The organism is Thermococcus sp. 9N3 (assembly GCF_012027685.1).
GTDB lineage: Archaea > Methanobacteriota_B > Thermococci > Thermococcales > Thermococcaceae > Thermococcus > Thermococcus nautili.
The window spans coordinates 1,100,094-1,122,296 of the sequence record NZ_SNUV01000001.1; the positions used below are offsets into that span (position 1 = coordinate 1,100,094).

The following is a 22,203-nucleotide window of genomic DNA, read 5'->3' on the forward strand; positions in this document are numbered from 1 at the left end:
AAACTTCACCTCCTCATCACAATGCTCGCGTAGCCGACTACAGCCTCGGTGCTCCTGCTGACCTCGTAGCTCGTTGTGTAGTGTAAAAGCTCAGCCTCAAGCGCCCCTGCGAGGCGGGAGTAAACTATGGCAGTTCCAACGGCCCCCGGCCCGCACATCGTGTGCCTCATCTCGCGGAGCTCCCTGAAGAGACCGTCAACGTCAAAGTCGAGGATTCTCCTTATCAGCCTGAAGTCCCACTCCTTTATTCTGTGCGGAAGCTCGTCGGCCCTGGCTCTGAAGGGCACGTAGCCGTACATAGGTCCGTAGTGCATGAAGTCGGTGCTCGCTATGACCACGACGTCCCTGCCGAGTTCCTCGCTCGCCTCGAATATCGCCTTTCCGAGGGCCCTTGAGACATCTTCGTCCTGGATGCCGAGGGTTATGGGGACGATTCTCACTTTCTTTCCGGCGAGCTCTGCCAGATACTGAATGAAGGGCACCTGAACCTCTATCGAGTGCTCGTACCTATGAGCCAATTCATCCAAATCCGCTATGCCCGAGAGCTTTGCTATCGCCTTGGCCATCTCGGCATCGACCTCGATGCTCCCGAGCGGGGTGAGCCACTCTCCCTCGGGATAGACCGCTATCGGCGAGCCGAGGCCTGTGTGGTTTGGCCCGAGGATTACGAAGGTATCTGGCAGGCCATCCTCGAAGATAGCCTTGTAAGTTCTCGATGCTGTGTAGCCTGAAAAGACGTAGCCCGCGTGGGGCGCAACTCCTGCCGTTATCCTCCTCTCGCTTCCCTCCTCGCCGAGGTCCCTGAAGAACTCCTCTAACATCTCGATGAGCGCTTCGTCAGATGGATAGAAGCTTCCCGCGACTGCAGGGTACCTTATCATCACCATCACCTCCGAAGTTAGTTGGCGCGAGAGTTTAAATACCTTGGGTTAGTTTAAGTCCAGACCCCGTCAGGGGCAGAACAACGAGTTCACCTTTTTCAACCAGACCCGTTTCAATGAGCTTCCACAGCGCGGAGAGGACAACGGCAGACGTTGGTTCAACTAAAAAGCCGTGTCTCTTAAGCCAGCTGAGCGCGCCCATCGTTTCAAGCTCGTCAACGCTCACGCAGAGCCCCCCGGTTTCTTTCAGAGCCTTTCTCATCTCGTCGAGTCTCGGCGGTTCGGGAATGGCTATACCTTCAGCGAGGGTGTTTTTCACTGCCGAGCGCTCACAGAGGTTCTCGTAGCCGGAAGCCTGAACCGCAACGAGCCTTGGAAGTCTATCAATCTCCCCCATTGCTTTTAGCTCGGAGAAACCCTTCCAGAGGCCGAGAAAGAGGGTTCCGCTTCCGGTCGGGGCAAGAATCCAGTCGGGAACTCCGAGTTGCTCGTAAAGCTCAAAAGCGATTGTCTTGGTGCCCTCCAGGAAGTAGGGGTTGAGCCAGTGGGAGACGTAGGTGATTCCGCTCCGCTCGGAGAACTCGACCGCGCGCTCGTGGACGGCCATTCTGTCGCCGTCAACGTAGTGAACAACAGCACCGAGCGCCGGGAGGAGCAAGAGCTTGCTGGGACTCGTATCGTAGGAGACGAAGGCATGAACGCGGATTCCGTTTGCAAGACCGTAGAGCGCGAAGCTCAGCGCGGCGTTGCCGGAGCTATCGAGGACGACCTCTGTGATGCCCTCGTCGAGCAACTTTGAAACCGTAACCCAGGTGCCCCTGTCCTTAAATGAGCCGGTCGGCTGGAGGTAGTCAAGCTTAAAGAAGGCCCTAACGCCGTTGATTTCGAGCCCGCTTACAGGCGTAACCGCTGGAACCGGGACGACTTCCCCGTTAACGGGCAGATGGTTGCGGTAACGCCTCACGTCAAGGAACGGCTCCGGTGTGAATGCATCTGAGTTCCGCTCAACGAGAAGCGTTCCCCCGCAGTCGCAGATAAGGCGAAAGGTTTCTGGATAAGTTCTCCCGCAACGGGAACAGCGCAGCATAGCATCACCTTTTTTAGGGATGGTGTGGAATAAAGGACATCGAAACTTAAAAAGGTGGTTGCCATGGGTGAGAAGTTCATTTCAGCCGAAAGGCCACAGACCGAGGAAGGCTACCAGTACCACATAGCCTGCAAGCCCGGTGACGTTGCGCGCTACGTTCTCCTGCCGGGCGACCCGGAGAGAGTGCCGAAGATAAGCTCCCTCTGGGACGAAGCGAGGGAGATAGCCTTCCACAGGGAGTACAGGACGCACACCGGCAAATACAAGGGCGTTCCGATAAGCGTCACCTCGACGGGAATAGGCGGGCCTTCGACCGCCATCGCCATCGAGGAGCTCGCGGCGATAGGCGCCGACACCTTCATAAGGGTCGGTTCGACCGGCGCAATCCAGCCGGGGATGGAGATAGGTGACCTGATTATAGCCAAGGCCGCCGTGAGGCTTGAAGGAACCTCAAAGCAGTACGTCCGCGTCGAGTATCCGGCCGTTGCGGACCTTGAGGTGACTTTGGCTCTTATCGAGGCAGCTGAGACCCTTGGCGTTAGATACCACATCGGCATCACGGCCTCGACGGACAGCTTCTACCTTGGCCAGGGCAGGCCGGGTCTGAACGGCTACTTCCCAAGCTTCGCGAGGAACATCCTCGATGACCTCAGGCAGGCAAGGGTCACGAACTTCGAGATGGAAGCGGCCACGCTGTTCACGCTGGCTAACATCTACGGGCTTAGGGCCGGTTGCGTGTGCGCCGTCTTTGCGAACCGCGTTACGAACGAGTTCGGAAAGGCTGGAGAGAAGGAAGCGGCGTTGGTAGCGAGCGAGGCTGTAAAGATACTCGCCGAGTGGGACGAGGAGAAGGAAAAGAAAGGAAAGAAGGTATGGTTCCCCGGGCTGAGGGGTTGAGATGGACGAGAGGCTGTTACTCGTCAGGCAACTCCTCAGTGAAGGGGACGTTGAGGGGGCAGAGGCAGAGGCAAGGAAGATAGAAGACCCCTACTGGCGCTCCTACGCCCTGAGATGGGTCGCAGAAGCCCTCGCGGATGAACCGGAGAGGGCCCTTGAGGTGGCACTGTCCATAGAGGAACCCTCGGTTAGGGACGAGGCGCTTCGCTCCTTAGCCTACATTTTTTCCAAGAACGAGAAGTTCAAAGAGGCCCTGGAAACCGCGAGAAAGATTGGGAACTCGTTCCTGAGAAAGAAAGCCTTTCGGGCAGTTAGCAATTTCCTGGCGAGGGCTATAGCGACTAAAGGTATTGAGATTCGATTGAGCGACCTGAAACTTGATGAGAGGGACCTTGAGGACCTCAAACCCCTCCCCTACGGAATCATCTACAAGGACGGCAAGCTGATGCCCGGCTCGGTGCTCCACCGGATTAAGGGAGAGGTCATGAGCGGGGTAGTGGACAGGTCGGCGGAGGGGCCGAAGAGGGAACCGCCGAAGCCGGTTTTTGAAAGCGAGGAATCAGAGCCCGAGGACTACGTGTTCGAGTACATCAGAAAGCTCATCGAGGACGGTGAGCTTGAAGAAGCCGAGAAGCTCGCAAAGGGACTTCCCGAGCCCTTCAGGAGCTTTTACTTTGAGGAAATCGGCGTGAAGCTCCTTGAAACGGGAGACACGTCCAGGGCGGAGGAAATATTTCGGGAGCTCGAAGTTTCGGATGTCCTGGGGTCACTATTGGCCAGGAAAAACCTCGACCGTCCGGAGCTCGTTTTGAAGTACCTCGAAAAGACCCACAACCCGGCAACGAGGCTGATGGTGGCTTACGAGGTCACCAAGGAGAGGGGAGTTGACACGGAGTTCCTACGAAACGCGCTGATATGGGCAACTGACGAATGGAAGCGGGGCAGGATTCTGAAGTTCCTCGCCTTTGAGATGCTCGAGGAGGCTAAGAAAAAAGGCGACGAACGGCTGAGGAGGATTTCCAGAGAGTTATTTGAGCTTGGAAAAAGCGTTGAAAACTCCAGTGAGAGCTAAAACCTAACGTTCTTTTTATTATCGGAAGAAAGCAGACCGAGAGAACTCGTTTTGAGATGAAGCCCCAGAAGAAGTTTGTGGTGCGGTGGCCGGGATTTGAACCCGGGCCAGCGGCGTGGCAGGCCGCTGTCCTAGCCAGGCTAGACTACCACCGCACAGGCCCGATACTAACTCATCCGGAGAGCATTTATAAATTTTTCGGTCTTTGGGAAAGGTTAAATTTATAAAGCGTTTCCGAGAAGGGTTAGCGGGCAGTGCCCCGGTGGCCTAGTCTGGATAGGGCGCGAGGCTGCGGACCTCGAGGTCCGGGGTTCAAATCCCCGCCGGGGCGCCAGTTACAAACTTCTCCTTCGCGAAGTTTGACCAAGGTTCGTGATTCTTGTCTAAAAGGCAATTCTAAGGAGTTCGCATTTTCAAACGGTCATCTTCTCTGCAGAATTCTCTTTAAGAGAGCTATTCAAGGGGGTTTTTCAAAGAGGCGCTCCTTTGGAGCGCGGAAAATGTAAACCCGCGTGAGAGAGCTCTCAAAATCCGGAGAATTCACAACCTACAAAAGCCATTAAAAGCGCAAACACTCCAAAAGAAACCCTTGAGAAAAGAATCACAAACTTTGATGAAACTTTGCCGGGCAAAGTTTCTTTGGTAAAGCTTTTCCCAAAAACTTCAGCGCCATTCTCACTGGTGTTCGAGCGGACAGAAAACGAGGCGCCCCCAACCTTTAACACCAGGGATTTCAAAGCTTAAACGCTGTTCGGCTATCGTCTTATTACTTTTCGACACAGTAAAGTTTATAAAGCCCAAAGTTTAACCCACCATGGCGGGAGTGCAGGCGGGGGATACTTCGCCTCGCAGTGGCGCCGGCCAGGGGCCGGTGGGGGTTCGCCCCCCTCCCCCGCCGATTTTCTCCGCCGGGGTGATAGGGTGAAGTTCAACAGGAGGGCCGAGCTTCTCAACTTCGAGGGTGGGAGAACCTACCGTCCGAGCCCGGAGCTCGAGCTCTTTCTCAGGGCCGCGAGCAACCTCGTGAGGGAACCGAGGTTCTACACCGGGGCTGAAGATGGTTTTCAGGGGCTCTTGGACGCGTTTGAGAAAGCGATAAGGGCAAACCCAGAGTTTGTGGCAAAACTCATCGTTTACGCCCGTGAGGAGCTCCTGCTCCGCTCCCTTCCAACGCTCGGAACTGTCATTCTCGCCAACCACGAGAGGTACAAGGGCACCGGCATACCCCGGAAAGTCGGCGAGAGGGTCTTCACGAGACCGGATATGCTCACCGAGGCCCTCGCCATGCAGTTCGCCCTTTTCGGAAAGCCGATACCCAACAGCCTCAAGAAGGCTATAAGGAACAGCTTCACCCGCTTCGACAGCTACCAGCTCGCCAAGTACCGTTGCGACCGCTGTCAGGTTAAGCTCAAGGACGCCCTCCTGCTCACCCACCCGAAGCCGAAGAACAAGGAGCAGGAGGAGACCTTCAAGGCGCTCATCGAGGGCAGGCTCAAGAACACCCGCACGTGGGAGGCCAAGGTCTCCACCCAGGGCTCCACCAAGGAAACCTGGGACGAGGTGCTCGAAGAGTTCATCAGGTACAAGCAGGTCTTCGCGCTCCTCAGGAACCTTAGGAACCTCATAGAGCATGAGGTCGACAGGGAGAAGTTCAGGAGGGCCATGGAGATACTTGCAGACCCGAAGGAGATGCGCAGGGCGAAGGTATACCCATACCGCTACCTGAGCGCCTATTTCGCTCTGAAGGGGATGAAAATTAACTCCCCCACACAGGCCGAGCTTAGGGATATCGCCCTTGAAGCCCTCAGAGAGGCCATAGAGCAGAGTACCGCGACTCTCCCGGAGCTGAATGGGAGGAACCTTGTCCTCGTCGACGTCAGCGGCTCGATGGATTTCCCCCTCAGCAGAAGGAGCGGGGTAACCCTGAAGATGGTCGCCGCCTTCTACGGTGCGATACTGGCCAAGAAGTACGACACGGCGATAGTAGCATTCGCAGACGAATACCGCTGGATACCAAAGGGAGAGAGCATCTTTGAAACTGCGGAGGACGTCTTGAGGAGTAGGGTCGGCTACGCCACCTACGCCTACAAACCTATGGGAGAAGTCCTGCGGAAGGGAGAGTACTTCGACAGGATTTTCGTGCTCACTGATATGGTCGTCTATTCCGAGAACTACGGCGACGACGCGTTCCAGCGCGCCGTGAGAAAATACCGGAAGAGCATTAACCCCGAGATGAGGCTCATCACGTGGGATTTGGCCGGCTACGGCCAGGTCTACCTTGAGGAGCACGACGTCAGGAACATCTACATCGGCGGCTTCACCGAGAGGGTCTTCGACCTCGTGAAGTACCTCGAAGAGGGAAACAAAATAGTTGAGATAATAAACGAAAGGGTTTCGCTTTAAATGCCCCTTTGTTCTTCCCTCACGTTCTCAGCTTCGCCAGCGCATCCTCGGCCGCCTGGAGTATCTGGTAGCCGACGGGCGAGGCCGTCAGAAGCGGGTGGGTCGCTATCTGGAGGGTGTAGAGCTCGCTCGCCGTGAGCCTCTTCTGTATCGCAAGGGCGAGGATGTTTATCATCTCGCCGACGCTTTTGCCACCGGCTATCTGGGCTCCAAGTATCGCACCCCTGTCGCGGGAGAAGATGAGCTTTACAGTTACCATCGAGGTGTCAGCGAACTTCGCCGGGTGCCTGTCCGGGCCCTTGCCGTAGCCTACGATGACCTCAAATCCTTCCTTCTTTGCCTGCTCCTCCGTCAAACCGGCCGCCGCGAGGGCGAGGCCAGCTATGTGGGTTGAGTAGGCACCTATAGTCCTCCTGTTCTCCCTGACAATCTGGAGCTTGAAGAGATTTGCCCCTGCAATCCTCGCCTCGAAGGTGGCCGTAGAGGCGAGCATGAGCTGGTAGGGCTTGCCCGTGAAGAAGTCCCTGTGCTCCACGCAGTCTCCAACGGCGAAGATGTCGGGATGAGAGGTTCTCATGTACTCGTCGGTCCAGACCCCGTAGCGAGTAACCTTGAGGCCGGCCTTAACGGCCAGCTCAACGTTGGGCCGGTAACCTGTGGAGAGGATAACCAAATCGGCCGGGATTTCCCTTCCGTCAAGGAGCTTGACTTTCTCCACCTTCCCGTTCCCGGCAAAGCCCTCAACCTGTCCGTAGGCAATGTTTATTCCGACTTCCTCCAGCCTCTCCTCAATCATCTCGCTGAACTCCGGGTCAAAGGAGCTCCTCAGAAGCCTGCTCCTGACAACCAGAGTCACGTCCTTGCCGAGCTTCATTATCTCATCGCCAACCTCCAGGGCTATGAAGCCACCGCCGACGATAACGATTTTCTCGGCTTCCTCAACCCTCTCGCGGAGCTTCTTGAGGTACTCGTAGTCCTTGGGAACGGTGTATATTCCGTCAAGGTCAATGCCCGGAAAGTCCGGCTTTGCAGGCTTCGAGCCCGTCGCCAAGACCAGCTTCTCCCAGGCTATCTCCTTTCCGGACTTGGTCCTGACGACCTTCCTCTTCGGGTCGATGTCTGTAACTTCGTCCGTCAGGATATCGACGCCAAGGGGCTCAAGGAACTTCTCAACCGGCAGTATGTCGTCGTCAACGCTCTTCAGGGTTCCGAAGATGTAGGGAATTCCACAGGGAATCATGCCCACCTTTTCCCTCTTGATGATGAGGACGCTCTTGTCCGGATAGAACTTCTTGGCCGAGATGGCCGTTGTGATACCTCCCGCGGAGGCTCCGATAATCACGACGTCGTACTTCATTCGCACCACCGGAAGAATTAGGCCTCCCTACTATTAAACACTTTCTTTAACCTTCGGTTCTCAACGTAAGCACTTTTCGGGGGAGAAATGGAGGGAAGAGAACATCACTCGCCCGTTGCGCCCTTGAGGGCATCCTTGCACGGACAGCGACGCTCCTTGGGAATGTGCTCCACTGCCTTCATGAGGAGGAGCTTTATCTCCTCGCCCTTCTTTGCCATGAGCTCAACGACCTCGGTGTGGGTGAGCTTCTCCTTGCTGATTCCCGCGGCGTAGTTGGTAACTATGGCAACGCTCGCGTAGCACATCTCGAGCTCCCTCGCGAGAACAGCTTCCGGACACTGGGTCATGCCAACGACGTCGGCGCCGAGTATCTTGAGCGCCCTGATTTCCGCCCTCGTCTCGAAGCGCGGTCCCTCCATGCAGGCGTAGGTTCCGGTCGGGTGGTAGGTAAAGCCGAGCTCCTTGGCGGCTGTAATAAGGGCCTTCCTGAGCTCGGGGCAGTAGGGGTCGGTGAAATCCACGTGGGCGACGAACTTCCTGTCGTGGGGGCTGTCCTCACCGTCGTAGAAGGTGTAGTGCCTCGTCTTCGTGAAGTCCATGAGCTGGTCGAGGATTACGAAGTCGCCGGGCTTCATGTCGAGGTTGAGCGAACCAACGGCCGAAGTTGCCAGAATCCTTTCAACACCGAGCTCGTGGAGCGCCCAGATGTTGGCGTGGTAGTTTATCTTGTGGGGCGGAACGCTGTGCTTCTCCCCGTGCCTCGGCAGGAACGCTATCTCCTCGCCCTTGTAAGTCCCTATCTTGACCCTTACCGTTCCGTAGGGGGTCTCAACGGTTTCCTCCCTTACGTTCTCAAGCAGTTTCGGGTCGTAGACTCCGGAGCCTCCAATAATGGCTATCCTCGGCATGGTATCACCTGAAAAGAGAATTGAGAGGAGGGCTTTAAAACGTTAGCTTCCTTCCCAGAGTTTGCGCTGTGCTTCGGCGCGCTCCTCGATGTCCTCTTTTAACTCGCCGCCGGTTTGAACCTCAAGGATTTTGGCGAGGATTTCGCTAAGGAGCCAAGAGCCCCAGCGCGGGTCTTTCACTTCGAGCGATGCATCTATCGCGCCGTCAACGTCGTTTTCCTTGAGCTTCTCAACGGCGATGCTTCCGAAGGCCAGCGAGCGGAGGTACGGATTGGCCACTTTCGAAGCCAGCTCCCAGGCGTCGTCGTAGGCGTGGAGCTTTGACAGGTAGCGGACTGCCTTGACTATTACCCTCTCGCTGTCGGTTTCAGAGCCGATTCTCTTCACGAGCTCATAGTACTCGTAGTTGGGCTGCCTTTCAAGGAGGGCGTCAAGGATTGCGCTCATAACGAGCTCCTTCTCATCGCCGATGAGTCTATCAACAAGCCTCTCCAGAAGCTCGGGTCTATCGAGAACCGCTAGAACTATTGACTTTAGAAGCTCTGGGCGAAGCTCACGGGGAACCTTCGAGAGAACTCCGATGACGAAGTCTATCTCACCCTGGGCCGCAACACCTATGAGGAACGATATGAGCACTTCGAAACCTACCTTCGAGGAGATACTGAGGGCTATATCAACGAACTTCTCGTAGGTGCCCTCCGGAACGTTGGCCTTCTTGAGATGAACAGCGACGGCCTTCATGGCCTCCCCGAGCCAGTACTCGCTCTTGAACTCAGAGAGAACCTTGATGGCACTGCCGAACTCCTCACGTTTAAGGTGCTCTTTAAGAACCTCGTACGCCGCGATGGAATGCCAAGGTTCGTCTTCGATGAGCTCAAGGATGAGCCGGGCCTTCCGCAGGTTGCCCTTTTCAATGTAGTTGTGGAGAACCTGGAGAAGTGTGTCGTTGCGCTTAACGCGGTTCTCAATTTCCTTGGCGTAGAAGAAAGCGTCGTCAACCCGTCCAAGCTCCAAAAGCCTGTGGACGAGCTCTTCAAGCATTTCATCCCTCAGCGGCTGGGGAAACGTTTTAATGGACTCATATGCCTGGATAAAGGTCTTTGTGGCCCCCTTTGAGCCCGTCTTGCCGAGGAAAGTCGCAACTTCAATGAGCGCCTTCACGATGAGCAGGGGGTTGTCTATGGAAGCAACGGCCTTCAGGGCTCTGGTGAACGCCTCGCCGTAACGGGGGTTTTTAGCCCTGTGCATGTAGTAGCCAATTCTCGCGTACGTTATAGCCCTGAGGTAAGGGTCCTTAATACTTCTCGTTAAGTAAAGGGCTTCATTGTAAAGGTCAACCGCCATGCTCCCACCAAGTCAGGTAAAACAAAGCCCTATTTATGGTTTCCGCCTAAAGTCAGAAGTAGATAAGGCAAAAGACGAAATCATCCCATCTCGTCGTAAACGACGCCGACGACTTCACCATCGTCAAGCGACACAAAGCTGACCTTCGTTTTCTTTCCAGTCTTGGGGTCAACGACGACGAAGTCAGGCTGGAGAAGGTATTTGCTTGAGGGCATCCTCCAGACATCGCCGTAATGAACCTTCATCTCCTTCAAAAACCTACCAACATCACGCTTCAGCACCGTTGTCATAGGTATCACCACTACTATCTACAACTTCAAAGTATAAAAGGCTTTCTGATAGACATTCGTTAAAAATAATATCGACAATCAGCGAAGATAAAGGTTGAGGCAGAGGAGAGAACCCATTGGAACACCAATTTCTCTCGCGATTGCAGGGCACTTTGCCTTGAGCAGGAAGAAAATTCTGGAATCGTTGAGCTCGCTGAGGGTCTCGAAGTTGGCCTGCCCCTTCGCAATGACGACGTCCGCCGAGCGGAAAACCTCAAGGAACTCCTCGGAAACGTAGTCAAGCGGAGTGCCGGGCAATCTTGAGCCCGTCGAGATTACCTCCGCGATTTCCCCAAACCCAGCCTCGAGGAGGTCTTCAACGGTCGCGTCGTTTATTATCGGGCCTGCCTTGCCCGCGACGATTATTTTAAGGTCGGGGAACTCCTCCCTCAGCTTCTCGATGAAGAGCCTGTCGAAGTATATCTCCCCGCAGTTGTCAACGAGGTAGAGGAGTGTCCCAGCGCGCTTCAGCATCTCGAAGAGCTCATCGCTGTGGTCTATGAGAAGGCTCTCATCGAGAACCCTTCTTATGTCCTCCTCAAGCTTCTCGGGGTTGTAGCCCGTCGAGAAGTCCACGACGTTCCCGGCTATTGCGAGTTTTAGTGCGGTTTTAAGGTCGGAGTTCTCGAAGTGACCGACGAGCCCCTCTGCCATCTCGTTTGAAAGGCGCTTGTATTCCCTGAAGGGGTCGTCGTTCCCAATGAACTCGTAGAGGTCAAGGAAGAGCAGTCCACCGACGACTGCGGGAATTGAGTCCTTTGAGAACAGCTCGGAAGCGCGCTTGAGCGAAAACAGCATCGCGTCCCTGCGGGAATTTTCATCGGTTAAGCTCATCTCGACGATTTTCAGGCACTGGTTTATCGCACAGGAAACGCACTCGTGATGAATCCTCATAGCACCACCAGGAGAAATAGAAAGGACCGTTTAAATACTTCACTGGAGCATCTCAACGTACTCGAGCTCCTCGGGTATGGGCTTCCTTCTCTTCTTCTCCCTCTCACGCATGAGCATGTACTCGTACATAGCCATTGGCCACATCATCTCTCTCACCCCCTTTTCTTTCTCTCCAGTTTATTATACGTCTTTTTTAGTTTAAAAAGGTTTTCAGCGCCGTTTCTGGCAAGAATGACACTTTCAGCTCTACACTCGCTCAAAAAATGCCTCAGGACGGATTTTGAGCTCCAATGAACACTTTTGTTCAAAGAAAAGAGACATATCATCGCTGTTTTTGAAAAATGCGTGCATTTATACAGGGTTCTCCCACCCAACCGTTTATAAACTCCCCAGCCCTCATAGTAACGGTGGTGAGATGGCGTTAGAAAAACTTGGGAAGGCCCTTAACAACGCCCTCAGGAAGCTCGCGCGCTCCGGAACCGTTGACGAGGCGACGATAAAGGAGGTAGTTAGGGACATCCAGAGGGCACTCCTGCAGGCGGACGTCAACGTCAAGCTCGTTCTTCAGCTCACGAAAACAATACAGAAGAGGGCCCTCGAGGAGGAACCGCCGGCGGGCGTCAGCAGGAAGGAGCACATAATCAAGATAGTCTACGAAGAGCTCACGAAGTTCCTCGGAACCGAGGCGAAGCCCCTTGAGATAAAGGAGAAGCCGACCGTTTTGCTCACCGTTGGTATTCAGGGTTCTGGAAAGACGACGAGCGTGGCAAAGCTGGCGAGGCACCTTCAGAAGAGGGGCTATAAAGTTGGCGTCGTCTGTTCCGATACCTGGCGTCCCGGAGCCTATCACCAGCTCAGACAGCTCCTCGACCCCTACGGGATAGAGGTCTTCGGCGACCCCAACGAGAAGGATGCTGTCAAGCTCGCGAGGGAAGGAGTTGAGCACTTCCGCGAGAAAGGAGTCGACGTCATAATCGTGGACTCCGCCGGAAGACACAAGGAGGAGAAGGGCCTCATCGAGGAGATGAAGCAGATAAGCGAGGCCATAAAGCCCCACGAGGTCATACTCGTCATAGACGGAACCATCGGCCAGCAGGCCTACAACCAGGCGCTGGCCTTCAAAGAAGCCACTCCAATAGGCTCGATAATCGTCACGAAGCTCGACGGTTCGGCCAAGGGCGGTGGAGCGCTTTCCGCCGTTGCCGCAACGGGGGCGCCGATTAAGTTCATCGGTGTCGGCGAGAGGATAGACGATTTGGAGCCCTTTGACCCCAAGCGCTTCGTTTCAAGGCTTCTCGGCCTTGGAGACATCCAGGGACTCCTTGAGAAGATTGAAGAGCTCCAGAAGCAGCAGGAATTCAGGGAGGAAGACGTTGAGAAGTTTCTCAAGGGCAAGTTCAACCTCAAGGACATGTACGCCCAGCTAGAGGCGATGCAGAAGATGGGCCCGCTCAAGCAGATACTCCAGATGATTCCCGGCCTTGGCTATTCGCTCCCCGACGAGGCAATTCGCATTGGGGAGGAGAAGCTCAAGAGGTACCGCGTTATAATGGACTCGATGACGGAAGAAGAGCTTGAGCACCCGGAGATAATCAACTACTCCCGCATAAAGAGGATTGCCAGGGGTTCGGGCACAAGCACGTCTGAAGTCAGAGAGCTTTTAAACCAGTACAACCAAATGAAAAAGATGTTCAAGAGCATGAACAAGAGGAAATTAGCTAAGATGGCCAAGAAGTTCAACCTCGGGGGGTTCGGGGTATGATTGAGGCCTTCGTGCTGGTGGTTGTGAAGCCCGGAAACGAGGAGAAGGTCTACGAGGAGCTCAAGAAGGACCCGCGCGTTAAGGAAGATTACAGGGTCTATGGGGAATACGACATAATACTTAGGGTTGAGGTGCCCACGATAGAGGACCTCGACAAGTTCCACGATGAGGTTCTCAGGAAAATTCCGGAGATAGAGATGACCGAAACGCTGATAGCGAGCACCTACCGGGGGTGAAGGGGTGAAGCGGTGGGTCGCGACTATTGACCTCGAAACCCTTGAGGTCGAGTCCGACCCATCCTTCAAATTTAAGTGCGTTGAAAACTGCGGGAAGTGCTGTGAGGAGCTTGAAATCCCCCTTCGGGACGAAGACATCGCCAAGATTGAAGAGCTGGGCTATAACGCCTGGGAGTTCGTGGACTACGAGAAGCTCTTCTACCGTGGGGATAAGTTCCTCGGCTACGCCCTGAAGAAGAGACCCTTCGACGGGGCGTGCGTTTTCCTTGACCCAGAAACGAAGAGGTGCAGGATTTACAACCACAGGCCCCTGGCGTGCAGGCTTTATCCTTTCATCTTCGTCAAACACGGAAAGAAGATGGAGATTTACGTAAAGGAGGACTCGTTCTGCCCTGGAATCAACCATCCCGAGGGGGAGCCCATCACGAAGGAGTTTCTCCTGAGGGAATACGGTGACGTCATAGAGGAGTACCGGCGCAAGGTTCTCGGGTGACCGAAACGTATTTATACATTTTCTTGTTAAACAACGGGCACGCGGAGGTGAGAGAATGAGCCAGCTGAAGTCCGTCCAGGAGAAGCTCAGACTCATCAGGGTTTTGAGGCTCCTCAAGAAAAGCTACACCTACGAGGAGCTCTCGAAGATAACGGGACTGCCGATAACGGTTCTGAACAGGTACGTTCGCGGGAAGGTTCTGCCGAGCGCCGAGAGGACGAGGGAACTGCTAGAACTCCTCCTGCCCTACATAAACCTCGAGGAGGAGGTAAAGAAGAGGATAAAGTTCGACGAGAGGGGCTTCTTCGACAACATGCCGGTGCTCAGCGACACGGCCCTGATGAGCCTCATAGCCGAAGAGGTCGCCGGGAGGTACCTCGACAAGGACGTCGACAAAGTGCTCACTGCCGCAACCGACGGTATTGCCCTCGGCGTCCACATAGCCAGGGAACTTGGTGCGGACATAGTCTACGCCAAGAAGAAGAAGGAAGTCGGTGTTGAGAAGTTCTACGAGGTCAGCTACGTCCCCAGTGCCTCGGGAACCGTTATGACCCTGTACCTTCCCCAGTGGGCACTTAAGAAGGGCGAGAACGTCCTCATAGTGGACGACGTGATAAGGAGCGGAGAAACCCAGAGGGCCCTCGTCGAGATGACGAGGCAGGCCGGAGCAAAGCCGATAGGAATGTTCTTCCTTGTGAGCGTCGGTGACATCGTTGAGAAACTCCAGGAGGAATACGAGTTCCCGGTTGAAAGCCTCATAAGGTTGGATTGACATGAAGGGGTTCATCTACAACGCCGAGGGGCTGAGCCTGCCGATAGAGTTCGCCCTCGGCGTTCCCTTCAAGTTTGAGTGTAGCGAAGAGGATTGCGGAAAGAGGGTGGTCATAGAGGGCGTTGTCGTTGAGGTTGACAGCGATGAGTTCACGCAGGTTCTCGAAAGAACCGTAGAGAACAGCCCGGACTTCAAAAAAATCCTGGAAATAACGGCGAGACGCTACGTTTTCAGGGGAAAAGTCAACGGAAAGGAAGTTGAGCTTCCAGTTGAGAGCTTCGAGGACTTTGCAAAGCGCTTCCTCGACGAGGTGTTAGTCCTCAAGGGCTAACCTTGGCTCCTCCTTCACAACCTGCATGGCCACGCTCGTGTTCGTTTTCTCAACCCCGTCCAGGGATAGAAGCCACTTCACGAAGCGGTTCATGTCCGCCCTGTCCCTAAACTTCGCTATGACGAAGATGTCAAACTCGCCCGTTATGTCGTAGACCATCATCGCCCGGGTTTTCTCGGCTATCTTCCTTTCTATCTCCGCTATCTTCCTTCCCTGCGCCTTGATTCCAATCAGCGCGGTTAGGCCAAAGCCGAGCTTCTCGTAGTCGAGAACGGGGGCGTAGCCTTTGATAACCCCCTCCTCTTCGAGTTTTTTGATTCGGTTGTAGACCGTGCCAACGGCAACGTCGAGTTCCCTCGCTATCTCCCTAAACGAGAGGCGGGCGTTCTTCTGGAGGAGCGAGATTATCTTGAGGTCCAGCTCGTCAACCATGCCCTTCACCACCAAAAGTAAACCGTAAACTTTAAATACTCTTCTCCGGGAGGGAATAGCGGGCAGTGGACCGGTAGCCTAGCCAGGATAGGGCGGCGGCCTCCTAAGCCGCAGGTCCGGGGTTCGAAGCCCCGCCGGTCCGCCATAGAAACTTTTGCTTGGCAAAAGTTCATCAAAGTTCGTGGTTCTCCTCCAAAGTGTAACCCAAAAGTGTGCACTCTTGAATGTAATCTACACTGGAATTCGCTTCACCGGGGCCTTACAGTGGAAGTTTACTCTGAAAGGCGCTCCTTCAGAGCGCGGAAAAGTGTAAACCCAAACAATAAAATGCCCCAACCCAGAGAATTCCAAAGCCAAAAGGCTCTCTGAAAGCACAAACACACAAAAAGTCCCTGTTAAGAGAATCACGAACTTTGATTGGGCTTTTCCAGACTTGTTTGCCCCTTAGAGTTACGCCGTACTCAATTCCAAGGGCCGTTAAAAAGTTCTGTCGGCACCTTTGGAAACCGATGCCCTAATGGCCACCAGCGGAACTTCCCGACCGCATGGAAGAAGCAGAATCCCACCAACAAAACCAAAGGAGGTGATAGAGATGATAGAGGACGCACTCCTGCTCTACCTTGAGAGCATGCACAGGGAGAAGAGGGTCAAGAAAAAGAAGGGATGCCTTCCCTTCTGATGCCCCGAGCCCTCCCAATACCCTTTTGTGAAACCCAAATGCCCCGAAACGTTTAAATACCTTGAAGCTTTTAGTTTCTTCAGGTAAGAAAAAATGGGGGTGATACCATGGTGTACGTGGCGGTTCTGGCGAACATAAACGGAAACCTTCCCGCTCTGGCGAAGGCCCTCGAGAAGATTGAGGCCCTCAAGGAAGAAGGTTATGAGATTGAGAAGTACTACGTCCTTGGAAACGTGGTCGGCCTCTTCCCGTACCCGAAGGAAGTTCTTGACACGCTCGACGACCTCATCAGGAACAACGTCGTCAAGGTCATCCGCGGTGAGTTCGACCAGGTCATAGCGGCCAGCGACCCGCACGCGGAGGGGCCTGACTACATTGACAGGCTGGACTACCCAGACTACATCAAGAAGGCCCTGAAGCACACGTGGGAGAAGCTTGGTCACGATGGCAGGGAGTTCATCAGGGACCTGCCGATTTACCTCGTGGACAAGATAGGCAAGAACGACATCTTCGGCGTCTATGGAAGCCCGCTCAACCCCTTCGAGGGCCAGGTTCTCCCGGACCAGCCGACCAGCTACTACGAGGCCATAATGAGGCCAGTCAAAGACTACGAGATACTCTTCGTGGCGTCGCCGAAGTACCCGGTCAACGCGATGACGAGGTATGGAAGGGTAATCTGCCCAGGAAGCATAGGCTATCCGCCGGGCAAGAACCACAAGGCAACCTTCGCGCTGGTTGACGTTGACACGCTCCACGCCAAGTTCATCGAGGTGGACTACGAGAAGGAAAAGAAGCTCATCGAGGAGAAAATCAAGAAGGAAGGTCTTCCTGAGGAACTAATCAAGATTCTCTACCGCGGGAAGGTCTGATTCCTCATCCTTTTTTGAAGCCAATGTAGAAGCCCGCGACGAAGGCGCTGGTTCCAGGAAGGATTCCCACGACCTTCTGACTGAGGCTGACCACCTGCTGGGTGATGCTACCTGTCAGGTTGAATAGCTTGTCTGTGTTTATTGTTATCACGCCCTTCTGCTGGAGGTAGAACAGGCTCAGGACGTAGGCACCGATTATAGCCATCGCCAGCTTCATGAGTTTCTTGAGAGCGTATCCGGTGATGAATCCAACGAGGGCTCCAACGCCCATATCTCCAAACATGCCACTCACGTTGAAATCCATAATCACCACCGAGGTTCCTTAGGAAGCTAACGTATAAAACCTTTCCCCAAAAGGCTTAAATTACACGCTTCCAAAATATTTACAAGACGTAAAACAGGTGGGAGCATGACGACGCCGATAGAGAGGTTGAGGAATAAGGTTACGAAGGAGGTTCTCTGGCTCTACATACTCAGGCTCCTCGAGGAGAGACCGATGTACGCCTACGAGCTCAAGGAGCGCATAAAAGAGGCCTTCGACTTCGAGCCTGCAACCGTCAGCTCGTACGTCGTCCTGTACAAGCTTGAGAAGGACGGCTACGTTACCGCCGAGTGGCAGGAGAGCGAAACCGGAAAGCCGGCCAGAAAGTACTACAAGCTCACGCCGAAGGGCGAGGAACTGCTAAAAGAGGGAATAGAGTTTCTGGAAGAAACGCTGAAAAAGTTGAAGAAAACCTAATCAGCGTCCGCCACCGCGCGGTTCTCTGGCCTTGGGGCGAAGCCCCTTGTAACCACACTTTCTGCACTTCTTTGCGCCCCACGGGTTGGTGGCGCCACAGCGCATGCAGATAAGCTTCCTGAAGATTCTTGCTTCAGCCTCGGGGAATCTCGCCATCTCAACCACCTCAAATGACCTTGACGGGTTTCGTTCAACGGGGAACTTTTAAAGGTTTGGTGCGGGGGACGGGATTTGAACCCGCGAAGCCCTGCGGCACCGGATCTTAAGTCCGGCCCCTTTGGCCAGGCTCGGGCACCCCCGCGCGAGGGGAAATACAGGGGGAAAGTTAAAAACCTTCCCCTCAGGTCCTCACAATCCTCATCTCGAAGTCCTCAACGGGAACCTTGAAGTCCTCCCTGCTCTCGATTTCCTTCCTGTTGTAGAGTATCTCCCTTGCGAGTATCCAGTAGATGAGCGCGAGGGCTTTCCTACCCTTGTTGTTGGTCGGGATTGCGAGGTCAACGTAGCTGAGGAAGTTCTCAGTGTCAACGAGGGCAACTATCGGTATTCCAATCTCAACGGCCTCCTTCATGGCCTGGTGGTCGGCCCTCGGGTCGGTGACGATGATGACGTCCGGCTCGAAGAAGTTCTTGACCTGCGGGTTGGTCATGGTTCCCGGGAGGAAACGGCCCGGAATGGCCCTGGCACCGGTAACCTCGCCGAACTTCTTGACGGGCTTCTGGCCGTAGAGCCTGACGCTGACAGCGAGGATGCTCTCCGGGTCGAACTTGGCCAGGAACTTGCCAGCGACCTTGAGCCTCTCGTCGGTCTTCCTAACGTCGAGGACGTAGAGGCCGTCCTGCCTGACGCGGTAGATGAACTTCTTCATGTCCTGGGTCTTCTGCTGGGTGCCGATGTGGACACCCGCTGCCAGATACTGGTCGAGTGGAACGAGATACTCCTCCATTTCCTTCACACCTCCTCATCCTTCAAAGGTTATTATCCTGCCCCTTTCACCCAAATCCTCAGCTATTCTTATCAGCTCGTTCAGCCTGGCGATGGAGTTCGAGTGGAGCACCATCGCCGGGCAACGGAAGCCCACCGCGAGGTGGGCGAGGGCCTCATCGGAGGACTCGTAGCGAGCCTCCGAGAGGATTGGAACGATTCTCTCCGACTTGGCGTCGTTTATGAGGTTGTACAAGTCGGTGAGCGTGCCCAGGTTTATGGGTTTTATGGAGAGCGCGTTGTAGTAGCGCCTGTCGAGTATGTCCTTCTCGCGGAAGAGGTACTCGCCGTCAACGAAGACCCCGTGGGTTCCGGCTATGAGCTCAAGGAAGAGCTCCTCACCGCCAATGGGCTTTATGTAGGCAACGTTGTTGTCCTCAACCGTCGAGAGGACGGTTTCAATGTCGAGTCCCTTCTTCTGGACGAGTCCGAGGGCAACCTCAAGGCCGAGCTCGTCGGTGGCCTTTTCAGTGGCCTTTGAGTAGGCCTCAACGGTGTTGCCCTCAACGTTCTCAAGGACGCTGTTGAAAGCGTCAACGACGTCGGTAATCTCCATCAAATCGCGAACCATGACGTAGTAGTCGAACTCCTCACCGCGACCGAGCTCAAGGATTGGAACGGGCAACTCGGTGGTGAAGGTTCCCCCGAGGTAGCTGTAGAGGGGAAGGTTCTTCTCGCTGGCGGCTGCCTTTGCGGTGGCTATCGAAACCGCCAGCGCGGTGTTAGCTCCAATGTGTCCGAAGTTCTCAGTCCCGTCTATCTCCCAGAGGTAGCTGTCTATAAGCTCCTGCTCGGTTGCGTCAAAGCCTATCAGCTCGGGCCCGATTATCTCGTCAACCTCACTCACAGCCCTGTGAGCCTCGGCTATGTAGAGGCTCGGGTTCTCGTCTATCGGCGAGGCAAACCGCCCAAAGCCCGAGCTGGTTATGACGTCTACCTCAACGGAGTACTTCCCACCCCTGAGCACTGCAACCCTGCCGATTACGTTCTCTATCACCGTCATCGTTCATCAGCTCGGCCTTATTACGGTGAGCGGGATTATTCCCTTCTCGAACTCCATCAAGGCAGCTTGAAGAGGAGTTATTCCCTCGGGAACGTCTATCAGCACGGGGGCGCCCATCGCTATCTGCAGAGCCCTCGCGCCGATGATACGGGCCTTCTCAAAGCGGGTGTACTTGAACATTACTTACCACCCCTTCCTTCCACACCTTCAAGAGAGGTTTTTTTCAGTGAACGGAATGTTGGTGGGGCCGCCGGGATTTGAACCCGGGTCTCCGGCACCCCAAGCCGGGAGGATAGACCAAGCTACCCCACGGCCCCGCCCAGAATTGCGGTTTTTAGTAGACTTTATAAACCATTACCTGGTCGATGAGCTCCACGTGGCTGAGGAGCGTTCTCCTGCAGCAGTACCTCTCGACGCCAAGGTCGTCGAGGACCTTACCCGGGTCTTCCCCGGCCTCAACCCTCTTCTTGAACTCGTAGTACTTGTCTGCCAGCACCTTTCCGCAGGTGAAGCACCTGACGGGGACTATCATTTCCCACACCTCAAATTGTTAAAGGGGAGGCATCAACGGTAGGACTTCTGCCTCTTGGCCCTCGGACCCTTGGTCGAGCGGTTGGGCTTGTGGGGCTCGGTCCTCCTGCTGTCGCCAACGAGCATAGTCCTGTCGTACTTCATAAACTTTTCCTTGAGGTTCATGTCGTTGGTCCACTCGACGAGGGCCCTGGCTATGGCAACGCGCGCGGCCTCGGCCTGGCCCATGAAGCCTCCGCCCTCGACCTTGACGTCAATGTCAACCTTGCTGACTATCTCCTCGCCGGCGAGGATGAGCGGTTCCATGATGGTGAAGCGCGCTATCTCGGGCTCGATTATCTCGACGGGCTTGTGGTTGATTCTCACCCTTCCCTTTCCTTCCCTTATGGTGGCCCTCGCTATAGCGGTTTTCCTCTTTCCAGCAGTCTGGATGACCCTCATCTTTCTCACCTCAGAACTTTCCACCGAGGAACTTCGCCACTTCACCAACGGTGACGTACTTCGGCGTGGCAAGCCTCGACATGTGGGCCTCGCTTATGGTCTCAAGCTCCTTGCCCTCGAACTCCTTGGGAACGCCGACGTAGACCTTGAGCCTCCTGAAGGCCTTCCTTCCGCGGTCGGTCTTCCAGGGGAGCATGCCCCTGACGGTTCTCCTGACTATCTCGTCGCTCCTCTTCGGGTAGAACGGACCCCTCCTCGGGTTGGTCCTGGTTCTAAGCTCGGTCCTCTGCTTGTACTTGGCAAAGATGTCCTCGCGGTTTCCGGTGATGATGGCCTTCTCGGCGTTGACGATAACGACCTCTTCGCCCTCGAGGAGCATCTTGGCAACCTTCGAGGCGAGCCTTCCGAGTATGAGTCCTTCAGCGTTAATAATCCTCATGGCCCATCACTCCATTATGATTACTCCACTACCCTTCGGGTTTCTCTCCATAAGCTCCTCGATGGTGATGGCCTCGCCACCGGCCTCGACAATCTTCTTCTTAGCGGTCTCGCTGAACTTCCAGGCGGCAACGGTGACCTTGTGCTCGAGCTTTCCGGCTCCGAGAACGCTTCCCGGAACTATGACGGTGTCGCCCTCCTTGGTGTAGCGGTTTATCTTGCTGACGTTGACTTCAGCCCTCTGCCTCCTTGGCCTCTCAAGGCGCCAAGCGATGTCCTTCCAAATCTTAACTCCCTCTTCGTTCGACTTCTTCCTGAGTGCCCGAATGAGCCTTCTCAGGTTGATGTCGGTGGGACCGGTTCTCTTGACCATGAACATACCTCCTCAACGCTCTCGCAGGGAAACCGACAGGTGGACGGGGTGAGCGTTATGGTGCGGGGGCGGGGATTTGAACCCCGGAACCCCTACGGGACGGGACCCTGAATCCCGCGCCTTTGGCCAGGCTCGGCTACCCCCGCGTCAGTCGGCTAATTTATGGAGTTCGTTTATAAATCTATCGCTCTTCCTCATGAGTATCTTGAGCGCTATGCTCACGATTTCCTCAACGGGGAGCTCTCCGTTTGTTTCCACTGTAAAGACGAACGTTCCAGGCACTACCTCTTCCCTAATCTTCTCGCCCTCGTAGGCCTCGAACTTCCTCGGCAGGTAGAAGGCCTTGGTGGTAGTTATGACAATCTCATCCTTCTTCTCCTCAACGGGCAAACCACGCCTCTCGGCGAGCTCCTTGAGCTCTTCCCAGTCGGGAACGTCCTTGCTCACGTGGATTTTCGTCAGGTACTTGTAGTAGACGAAGCCCGGCTGCCACTTGGCATGGTCCTTTCCGCGTCCGAGCTTGGCGTAGGCGTTGAGCGTGAGCTTCTGTCCCTCAGCGAGCTTGACTATCGGAATGTTCGGGTTGGCAGGCTTTATTCCCTCGTCACTGCTCCTGAGGTCGCCGGAGTAAACCATGCCCGGCCCCTCTGCCTCAAGTGAGAGGGTAACGGTGTAGTCGTCGAGTTCAAGTGCGTCGAGCGAGAACCTCTCAACGGGTGTCGTGAGGGGAATCATGGCCAATCGGTGGGCGATTATCTCGTCGAATAAAGCGGAGTCGTTCTCGAAGAACTCTACCTCGTCAACGGCGAAGGTAGGAACCTCAGCGAGAATTGTCCTCCTAAGGGCGTTGGCAAAGGCGACGTCTATGCCGCTAACGATGAACTTTATCGAGTCCTCCCTCTTTTCAAGAATTTCAAACTTCGGCTCCATTTGCATCACCAAAAAAGA

At 55.0% G+C, this 22,203-nt stretch carries 28 protein-coding genes and 6 tRNA genes; 12 read left to right on the forward strand and 22 right to left on the reverse strand.

The window, feature by feature from the left end; all coding sequences use genetic code 11:
* Positions 1-5 precede the first annotated feature (5 nt).
* Positions 6-881 (reverse strand): MEMO1 family protein, encoded by an 876-nt coding sequence (locus E3E30_RS06105; protein WP_167729008.1) that lies wholly within the window; start codon positions 879-881, stop codon positions 6-8.
* Positions 882-915: 34 nt separating this feature from the next.
* Entirely contained in the window at positions 916-1,968 is a 1,053-nt protein-coding gene (locus E3E30_RS06110) for a pyridoxal-phosphate dependent enzyme (RefSeq protein WP_167728747.1), read from the reverse strand.
* Between the two features lie 63 nt (positions 1,969-2,031).
* On the opposite strand from E3E30_RS06110, the gene udp reads away from it, so the two are divergent.
* Both udp and E3E30_RS06120 read left to right on the forward strand, forming a co-directional pair.
* A complete protein-coding gene (gene udp, locus E3E30_RS06115) occupies positions 2,032-2,865 on the forward strand; it encodes a uridine phosphorylase (RefSeq protein ID WP_167728748.1) in 834 nt (277 codons plus the stop codon).
* 1 nt (position 2,866) lies between these two features.
* The gene (locus E3E30_RS06120; protein WP_167728749.1) at positions 2,867-3,937 is read left to right on the forward strand and encodes a hypothetical protein; all 1,071 of its coding nucleotides are present in this window, start codon (positions 2,867-2,869) and stop codon (positions 3,935-3,937) included.
* A 78-nt stretch (positions 3,938-4,015) separates the two neighbouring features.
* Here the strand turns inward: E3E30_RS06120 and E3E30_RS06125 are convergent.
* Positions 4,016-4,092 (reverse strand) — tRNA-Gly (locus E3E30_RS06125).
* Between the two features lie 101 nt (positions 4,093-4,193).
* On the opposite strand from E3E30_RS06125, the gene E3E30_RS06130 reads away from it, so the two are divergent.
* Together E3E30_RS06130 and E3E30_RS06135 are read left to right on the forward strand one after the other, a co-directional pair.
* Positions 4,194-4,271, forward strand: a tRNA-Arg gene (locus E3E30_RS06130).
* A gap of 587 nt (positions 4,272-4,858) precedes the next feature.
* Complete coding sequence (locus E3E30_RS06135) at positions 4,859-6,340, forward strand: TROVE domain-containing protein (protein ID WP_167728750.1); 1,482 nt, start codon at positions 4,859-4,861, stop codon at positions 6,338-6,340.
* A 19-nt stretch (positions 6,341-6,359) separates the two neighbouring features.
* On the opposite strand, the gene E3E30_RS06140 is transcribed toward E3E30_RS06135, so the two are convergent.
* From E3E30_RS06140 to E3E30_RS06160, 5 genes are all read right to left on the reverse strand, one after another.
* Positions 6,360-7,697, reverse strand: coding sequence for an FAD-dependent oxidoreductase (locus tag E3E30_RS06140; RefSeq protein ID WP_167729009.1), 1,338 nt, complete (start codon positions 7,695-7,697; stop codon positions 6,360-6,362).
* Positions 7,698-7,801: 104 nt separating this feature from the next.
* Positions 7,802-8,605 (reverse strand): S-methyl-5'-thioadenosine phosphorylase, encoded by an 804-nt coding sequence (gene mtnP, locus E3E30_RS06145; protein WP_167728751.1) that lies wholly within the window; start codon positions 8,603-8,605, stop codon positions 7,802-7,804.
* 42 nt (positions 8,606-8,647) lie between these two features.
* Positions 8,648-9,949 (reverse strand): hypothetical protein, encoded by a 1,302-nt coding sequence (locus E3E30_RS06150; RefSeq protein ID WP_167728752.1) that lies wholly within the window; start codon positions 9,947-9,949, stop codon positions 8,648-8,650.
* Positions 9,950-10,029: 80 nt separating this feature from the next.
* Complete coding sequence (locus E3E30_RS06155; protein ID WP_042692919.1) at positions 10,030-10,239, reverse strand: hypothetical protein; 210 nt, start codon at positions 10,237-10,239, stop codon at positions 10,030-10,032.
* Between the two features lie 78 nt (positions 10,240-10,317).
* Positions 10,318-11,172 (reverse strand): damage-control phosphatase, encoded by an 855-nt coding sequence (locus E3E30_RS06160; RefSeq protein WP_167728753.1) that lies wholly within the window; start codon positions 11,170-11,172, stop codon positions 10,318-10,320.
* 415 nt (positions 11,173-11,587) lie between these two features.
* Here E3E30_RS06160 and E3E30_RS06165 point away from each other — a divergent pair, with 415 nt between their 5' ends.
* The 5 genes from E3E30_RS06165 to E3E30_RS06185 are packed head-to-tail and all read left to right on the forward strand — an operon-like array spanning position 11,588 to position 14,766.
* Positions 11,588-12,934, forward strand: coding sequence for a signal recognition particle protein Srp54 (locus tag E3E30_RS06165; RefSeq protein ID WP_167728754.1), 1,347 nt, complete (start codon positions 11,588-11,590; stop codon positions 12,932-12,934).
* The gene (locus E3E30_RS06170) at positions 12,931-13,170 is read left to right on the forward strand and encodes an Lrp/AsnC ligand binding domain-containing protein (RefSeq protein ID WP_042692912.1); all 240 of its coding nucleotides are present in this window, start codon (positions 12,931-12,933) and stop codon (positions 13,168-13,170) included. The genes E3E30_RS06165 and E3E30_RS06170 overlap by 4 nt, the downstream gene beginning before the upstream one ends.
* 4 nt (positions 13,171-13,174) lie before the next feature.
* A complete protein-coding gene (locus E3E30_RS06175) occupies positions 13,175-13,663 on the forward strand; it encodes a YkgJ family cysteine cluster protein (protein ID WP_167728755.1) in 489 nt (162 codons plus the stop codon).
* A gap of 55 nt (positions 13,664-13,718) precedes the next feature.
* Positions 13,719-14,435, forward strand: coding sequence for a phosphoribosyltransferase family protein (locus E3E30_RS06180; protein WP_042692907.1), 717 nt, complete (start codon positions 13,719-13,721; stop codon positions 14,433-14,435).
* Between the two features lies 1 nt (position 14,436).
* Positions 14,437-14,766: a hypothetical protein gene (locus tag E3E30_RS06185; protein WP_167728756.1), complete on the forward strand. Its 330-nt coding sequence runs from the start codon at positions 14,437-14,439 to the stop codon at positions 14,764-14,766.
* Here E3E30_RS06185 and E3E30_RS06190 read toward each other — a convergent pair.
* Entirely contained in the window at positions 14,749-15,198 is a 450-nt protein-coding gene (locus E3E30_RS06190; protein WP_042692902.1) for an Lrp/AsnC family transcriptional regulator, read from the reverse strand. The two genes, E3E30_RS06185 and E3E30_RS06190, sit on opposite strands and share 18 nt — an antisense overlap.
* A gap of 67 nt (positions 15,199-15,265) precedes the next feature.
* On the opposite strand from E3E30_RS06190, the gene E3E30_RS06195 reads away from it, so the two are divergent.
* Positions 15,266-15,343 (forward strand) — tRNA-Arg (locus E3E30_RS06195).
* A gap of 641 nt (positions 15,344-15,984) precedes the next feature.
* Positions 15,985-16,746, forward strand: a complete 762-nt coding sequence (locus E3E30_RS06200) for a metallophosphatase family protein (protein WP_167728757.1) — start codon at positions 15,985-15,987, stop codon at positions 16,744-16,746.
* A gap of 4 nt (positions 16,747-16,750) precedes the next feature.
* On the opposite strand, the gene E3E30_RS06205 is transcribed toward E3E30_RS06200, so the two are convergent.
* The gene (locus E3E30_RS06205; RefSeq protein ID WP_042692899.1) at positions 16,751-17,050 is read right to left on the reverse strand and encodes an FUN14 domain-containing protein; all 300 of its coding nucleotides are present in this window, start codon (positions 17,048-17,050) and stop codon (positions 16,751-16,753) included.
* Positions 17,051-17,155: 105 nt separating this feature from the next.
* On the opposite strand from E3E30_RS06205, the gene E3E30_RS06210 reads away from it, so the two are divergent.
* Positions 17,156-17,485, forward strand: coding sequence for a PadR family transcriptional regulator (locus tag E3E30_RS06210; RefSeq protein WP_042692896.1), 330 nt, complete (start codon positions 17,156-17,158; stop codon positions 17,483-17,485).
* Here E3E30_RS06210 and E3E30_RS06215 read toward each other — a convergent pair whose 3' ends face one another.
* The 12 genes from E3E30_RS06215 to E3E30_RS06270 form a co-directional block, all read right to left on the reverse strand.
* Positions 17,486-17,641, reverse strand: a complete 156-nt coding sequence (locus E3E30_RS06215; protein WP_014122450.1) for a 50S ribosomal protein L40e — start codon at positions 17,639-17,641, stop codon at positions 17,486-17,488.
* Between the two features lie 57 nt (positions 17,642-17,698).
* Positions 17,699-17,786: transfer RNA gene (locus E3E30_RS06220), tRNA-Leu, on the reverse strand.
* A gap of 39 nt (positions 17,787-17,825) precedes the next feature.
* Positions 17,826-18,431 (reverse strand): 30S ribosomal protein S2, encoded by a 606-nt coding sequence (gene rpsB, locus E3E30_RS06225; protein WP_042692893.1) that lies wholly within the window; start codon positions 18,429-18,431, stop codon positions 17,826-17,828.
* Between the two features lie 15 nt (positions 18,432-18,446).
* A complete protein-coding gene (locus E3E30_RS06230) occupies positions 18,447-19,472 on the reverse strand; it encodes a hypothetical protein (RefSeq protein WP_167728758.1) in 1,026 nt (341 codons plus the stop codon).
* Positions 19,473-19,478: 6 nt separating this feature from the next.
* Positions 19,479-19,652, reverse strand: a complete 174-nt coding sequence (locus E3E30_RS06235; RefSeq protein ID WP_042692889.1) for a DNA-directed RNA polymerase subunit K — start codon at positions 19,650-19,652, stop codon at positions 19,479-19,481.
* A gap of 59 nt (positions 19,653-19,711) precedes the next feature.
* Positions 19,712-19,789: transfer RNA gene (locus E3E30_RS06240), tRNA-Pro, on the reverse strand.
* A gap of 17 nt (positions 19,790-19,806) precedes the next feature.
* Complete coding sequence (locus E3E30_RS06245; protein ID WP_011250450.1) at positions 19,807-20,004, reverse strand: DNA-directed RNA polymerase subunit N; 198 nt, start codon at positions 20,002-20,004, stop codon at positions 19,807-19,809.
* A 32-nt stretch (positions 20,005-20,036) separates the two neighbouring features.
* Positions 20,037-20,444, reverse strand: coding sequence for a 30S ribosomal protein S9 (locus E3E30_RS06250; protein ID WP_015859569.1), 408 nt, complete (start codon positions 20,442-20,444; stop codon positions 20,037-20,039).
* Positions 20,445-20,454: 10 nt separating this feature from the next.
* The gene (gene rplM, locus E3E30_RS06255; RefSeq protein ID WP_014122445.1) at positions 20,455-20,883 is read right to left on the reverse strand and encodes a 50S ribosomal protein L13; all 429 of its coding nucleotides are present in this window, start codon (positions 20,881-20,883) and stop codon (positions 20,455-20,457) included.
* 6 nt (positions 20,884-20,889) lie between these two features.
* Complete coding sequence (locus E3E30_RS06260) at positions 20,890-21,255, reverse strand: 50S ribosomal protein L18e (RefSeq protein WP_042692884.1); 366 nt, start codon at positions 21,253-21,255, stop codon at positions 20,890-20,892.
* A 58-nt stretch (positions 21,256-21,313) separates the two neighbouring features.
* A tRNA-Leu gene (locus tag E3E30_RS06265) sits at positions 21,314-21,401 on the reverse strand.
* Position 21,402: 1 nt separating this feature from the next.
* Positions 21,403-22,185 carry a DNA-directed RNA polymerase subunit D gene (locus E3E30_RS06270; RefSeq protein WP_167728759.1) on the reverse strand — a complete coding sequence of 261 codons (783 nt, stop codon included), beginning with the start codon at positions 22,183-22,185 and terminating at the stop codon, positions 21,403-21,405.
* Between the last annotated feature and the right edge of the window lie 18 nt (positions 22,186-22,203).

What these genes read in the sequence shown, in the direction of transcription:
- E3E30_RS06105 (WP_167729008.1), bottom strand. Translation starts at nt 881, where the DNA reads ATGATAAGGTACCCTGCAGTCGCGGGAAGCTTCTATCCATCTGACGAA.
- mtnP (WP_167728751.1), bottom strand. Translation starts at nt 8,605, where the DNA reads ATGCCGAGGATAGCCATTATTGGAGGCTCCGGAGTCTACGACCCGAAA.
- E3E30_RS06160 (WP_167728753.1), bottom strand. Translation starts at nt 11,172, where the DNA reads ATGAGGATTCATCACGAGTGCGTTTCCTGTGCGATAAACCAGTGCCTG.
- E3E30_RS06230 (WP_167728758.1), bottom strand. Translation starts at nt 19,472, where the DNA reads ATGACGGTGATAGAGAACGTAATCGGCAGGGTTGCAGTGCTCAGGGGT.
- E3E30_RS06150 (WP_167728752.1), bottom strand. Translation starts at nt 9,949, where the DNA reads ATGGCGGTTGACCTTTACAATGAAGCCCTTTACTTAACGAGAAGTATT.
- E3E30_RS06190 (WP_042692902.1), bottom strand. Translation starts at nt 15,198, where the DNA reads ATGGTTGACGAGCTGGACCTCAAGATAATCTCGCTCCTCCAGAAGAAC.
- rpsB (WP_042692893.1), bottom strand. Translation starts at nt 18,431, where the DNA reads ATGGAGGAGTATCTCGTTCCACTCGACCAGTATCTGGCAGCGGGTGTC.
- E3E30_RS06270 (WP_167728759.1), bottom strand. Translation starts at nt 22,185, where the DNA reads ATGGAGCCGAAGTTTGAAATTCTTGAAAAGAGGGAGGACTCGATAAAG.
- E3E30_RS06260 (WP_042692884.1), bottom strand. Translation starts at nt 21,255, where the DNA reads ATGGTCAAGAGAACCGGTCCCACCGACATCAACCTGAGAAGGCTCATT.
- E3E30_RS06140 (WP_167729009.1), bottom strand. Translation starts at nt 7,697, where the DNA reads ATGAAGTACGACGTCGTGATTATCGGAGCCTCCGCGGGAGGTATCACA.
- rplM (WP_014122445.1), bottom strand. Translation starts at nt 20,883, where the DNA reads ATGAGGATTATTAACGCTGAAGGACTCATACTCGGAAGGCTCGCCTCG.
- E3E30_RS06245 (WP_011250450.1), bottom strand. Translation starts at nt 20,004, where the DNA reads ATGATAGTCCCCGTCAGGTGCTTCACCTGCGGAAAGGTGCTGGCAGAC.
- E3E30_RS06180 (WP_042692907.1), top strand. Translation starts at nt 13,719, where the DNA reads ATGAGCCAGCTGAAGTCCGTCCAGGAGAAGCTCAGACTCATCAGGGTT.
- E3E30_RS06165 (WP_167728754.1), top strand. Translation starts at nt 11,588, where the DNA reads ATGGCGTTAGAAAAACTTGGGAAGGCCCTTAACAACGCCCTCAGGAAG.
- E3E30_RS06205 (WP_042692899.1), bottom strand. Translation starts at nt 17,050, where the DNA reads ATGGATTTCAACGTGAGTGGCATGTTTGGAGATATGGGCGTTGGAGCC.
- E3E30_RS06155 (WP_042692919.1), bottom strand. Translation starts at nt 10,239, where the DNA reads ATGACAACGGTGCTGAAGCGTGATGTTGGTAGGTTTTTGAAGGAGATG.
- E3E30_RS06110 (WP_167728747.1), bottom strand. Translation starts at nt 1,968, where the DNA reads ATGCTGCGCTGTTCCCGTTGCGGGAGAACTTATCCAGAAACCTTTCGC.
- E3E30_RS06235 (WP_042692889.1), bottom strand. Translation starts at nt 19,652, where the DNA reads ATGTTCAAGTACACCCGCTTTGAGAAGGCCCGTATCATCGGCGCGAGG.
- E3E30_RS06170 (WP_042692912.1), top strand. Translation starts at nt 12,931, where the DNA reads ATGATTGAGGCCTTCGTGCTGGTGGTTGTGAAGCCCGGAAACGAGGAG.
- E3E30_RS06185 (WP_167728756.1), top strand. Translation starts at nt 14,437, where the DNA reads ATGAAGGGGTTCATCTACAACGCCGAGGGGCTGAGCCTGCCGATAGAG.
- E3E30_RS06250 (WP_015859569.1), bottom strand. Translation starts at nt 20,444, where the DNA reads ATGAGGGTCATCCAGACTGCTGGAAAGAGGAAAACCGCTATAGCGAGG.
- E3E30_RS06210 (WP_042692896.1), top strand. Translation starts at nt 17,156, where the DNA reads ATGACGACGCCGATAGAGAGGTTGAGGAATAAGGTTACGAAGGAGGTT.
- E3E30_RS06200 (WP_167728757.1), top strand. Translation starts at nt 15,985, where the DNA reads ATGGTGTACGTGGCGGTTCTGGCGAACATAAACGGAAACCTTCCCGCT.
- udp (WP_167728748.1), top strand. Translation starts at nt 2,032, where the DNA reads ATGGGTGAGAAGTTCATTTCAGCCGAAAGGCCACAGACCGAGGAAGGC.
- E3E30_RS06215 (WP_014122450.1), bottom strand. Translation starts at nt 17,641, where the DNA reads ATGGCGAGATTCCCCGAGGCTGAAGCAAGAATCTTCAGGAAGCTTATC.
- E3E30_RS06120 (WP_167728749.1), top strand. Translation starts at nt 2,867, where the DNA reads ATGGACGAGAGGCTGTTACTCGTCAGGCAACTCCTCAGTGAAGGGGAC.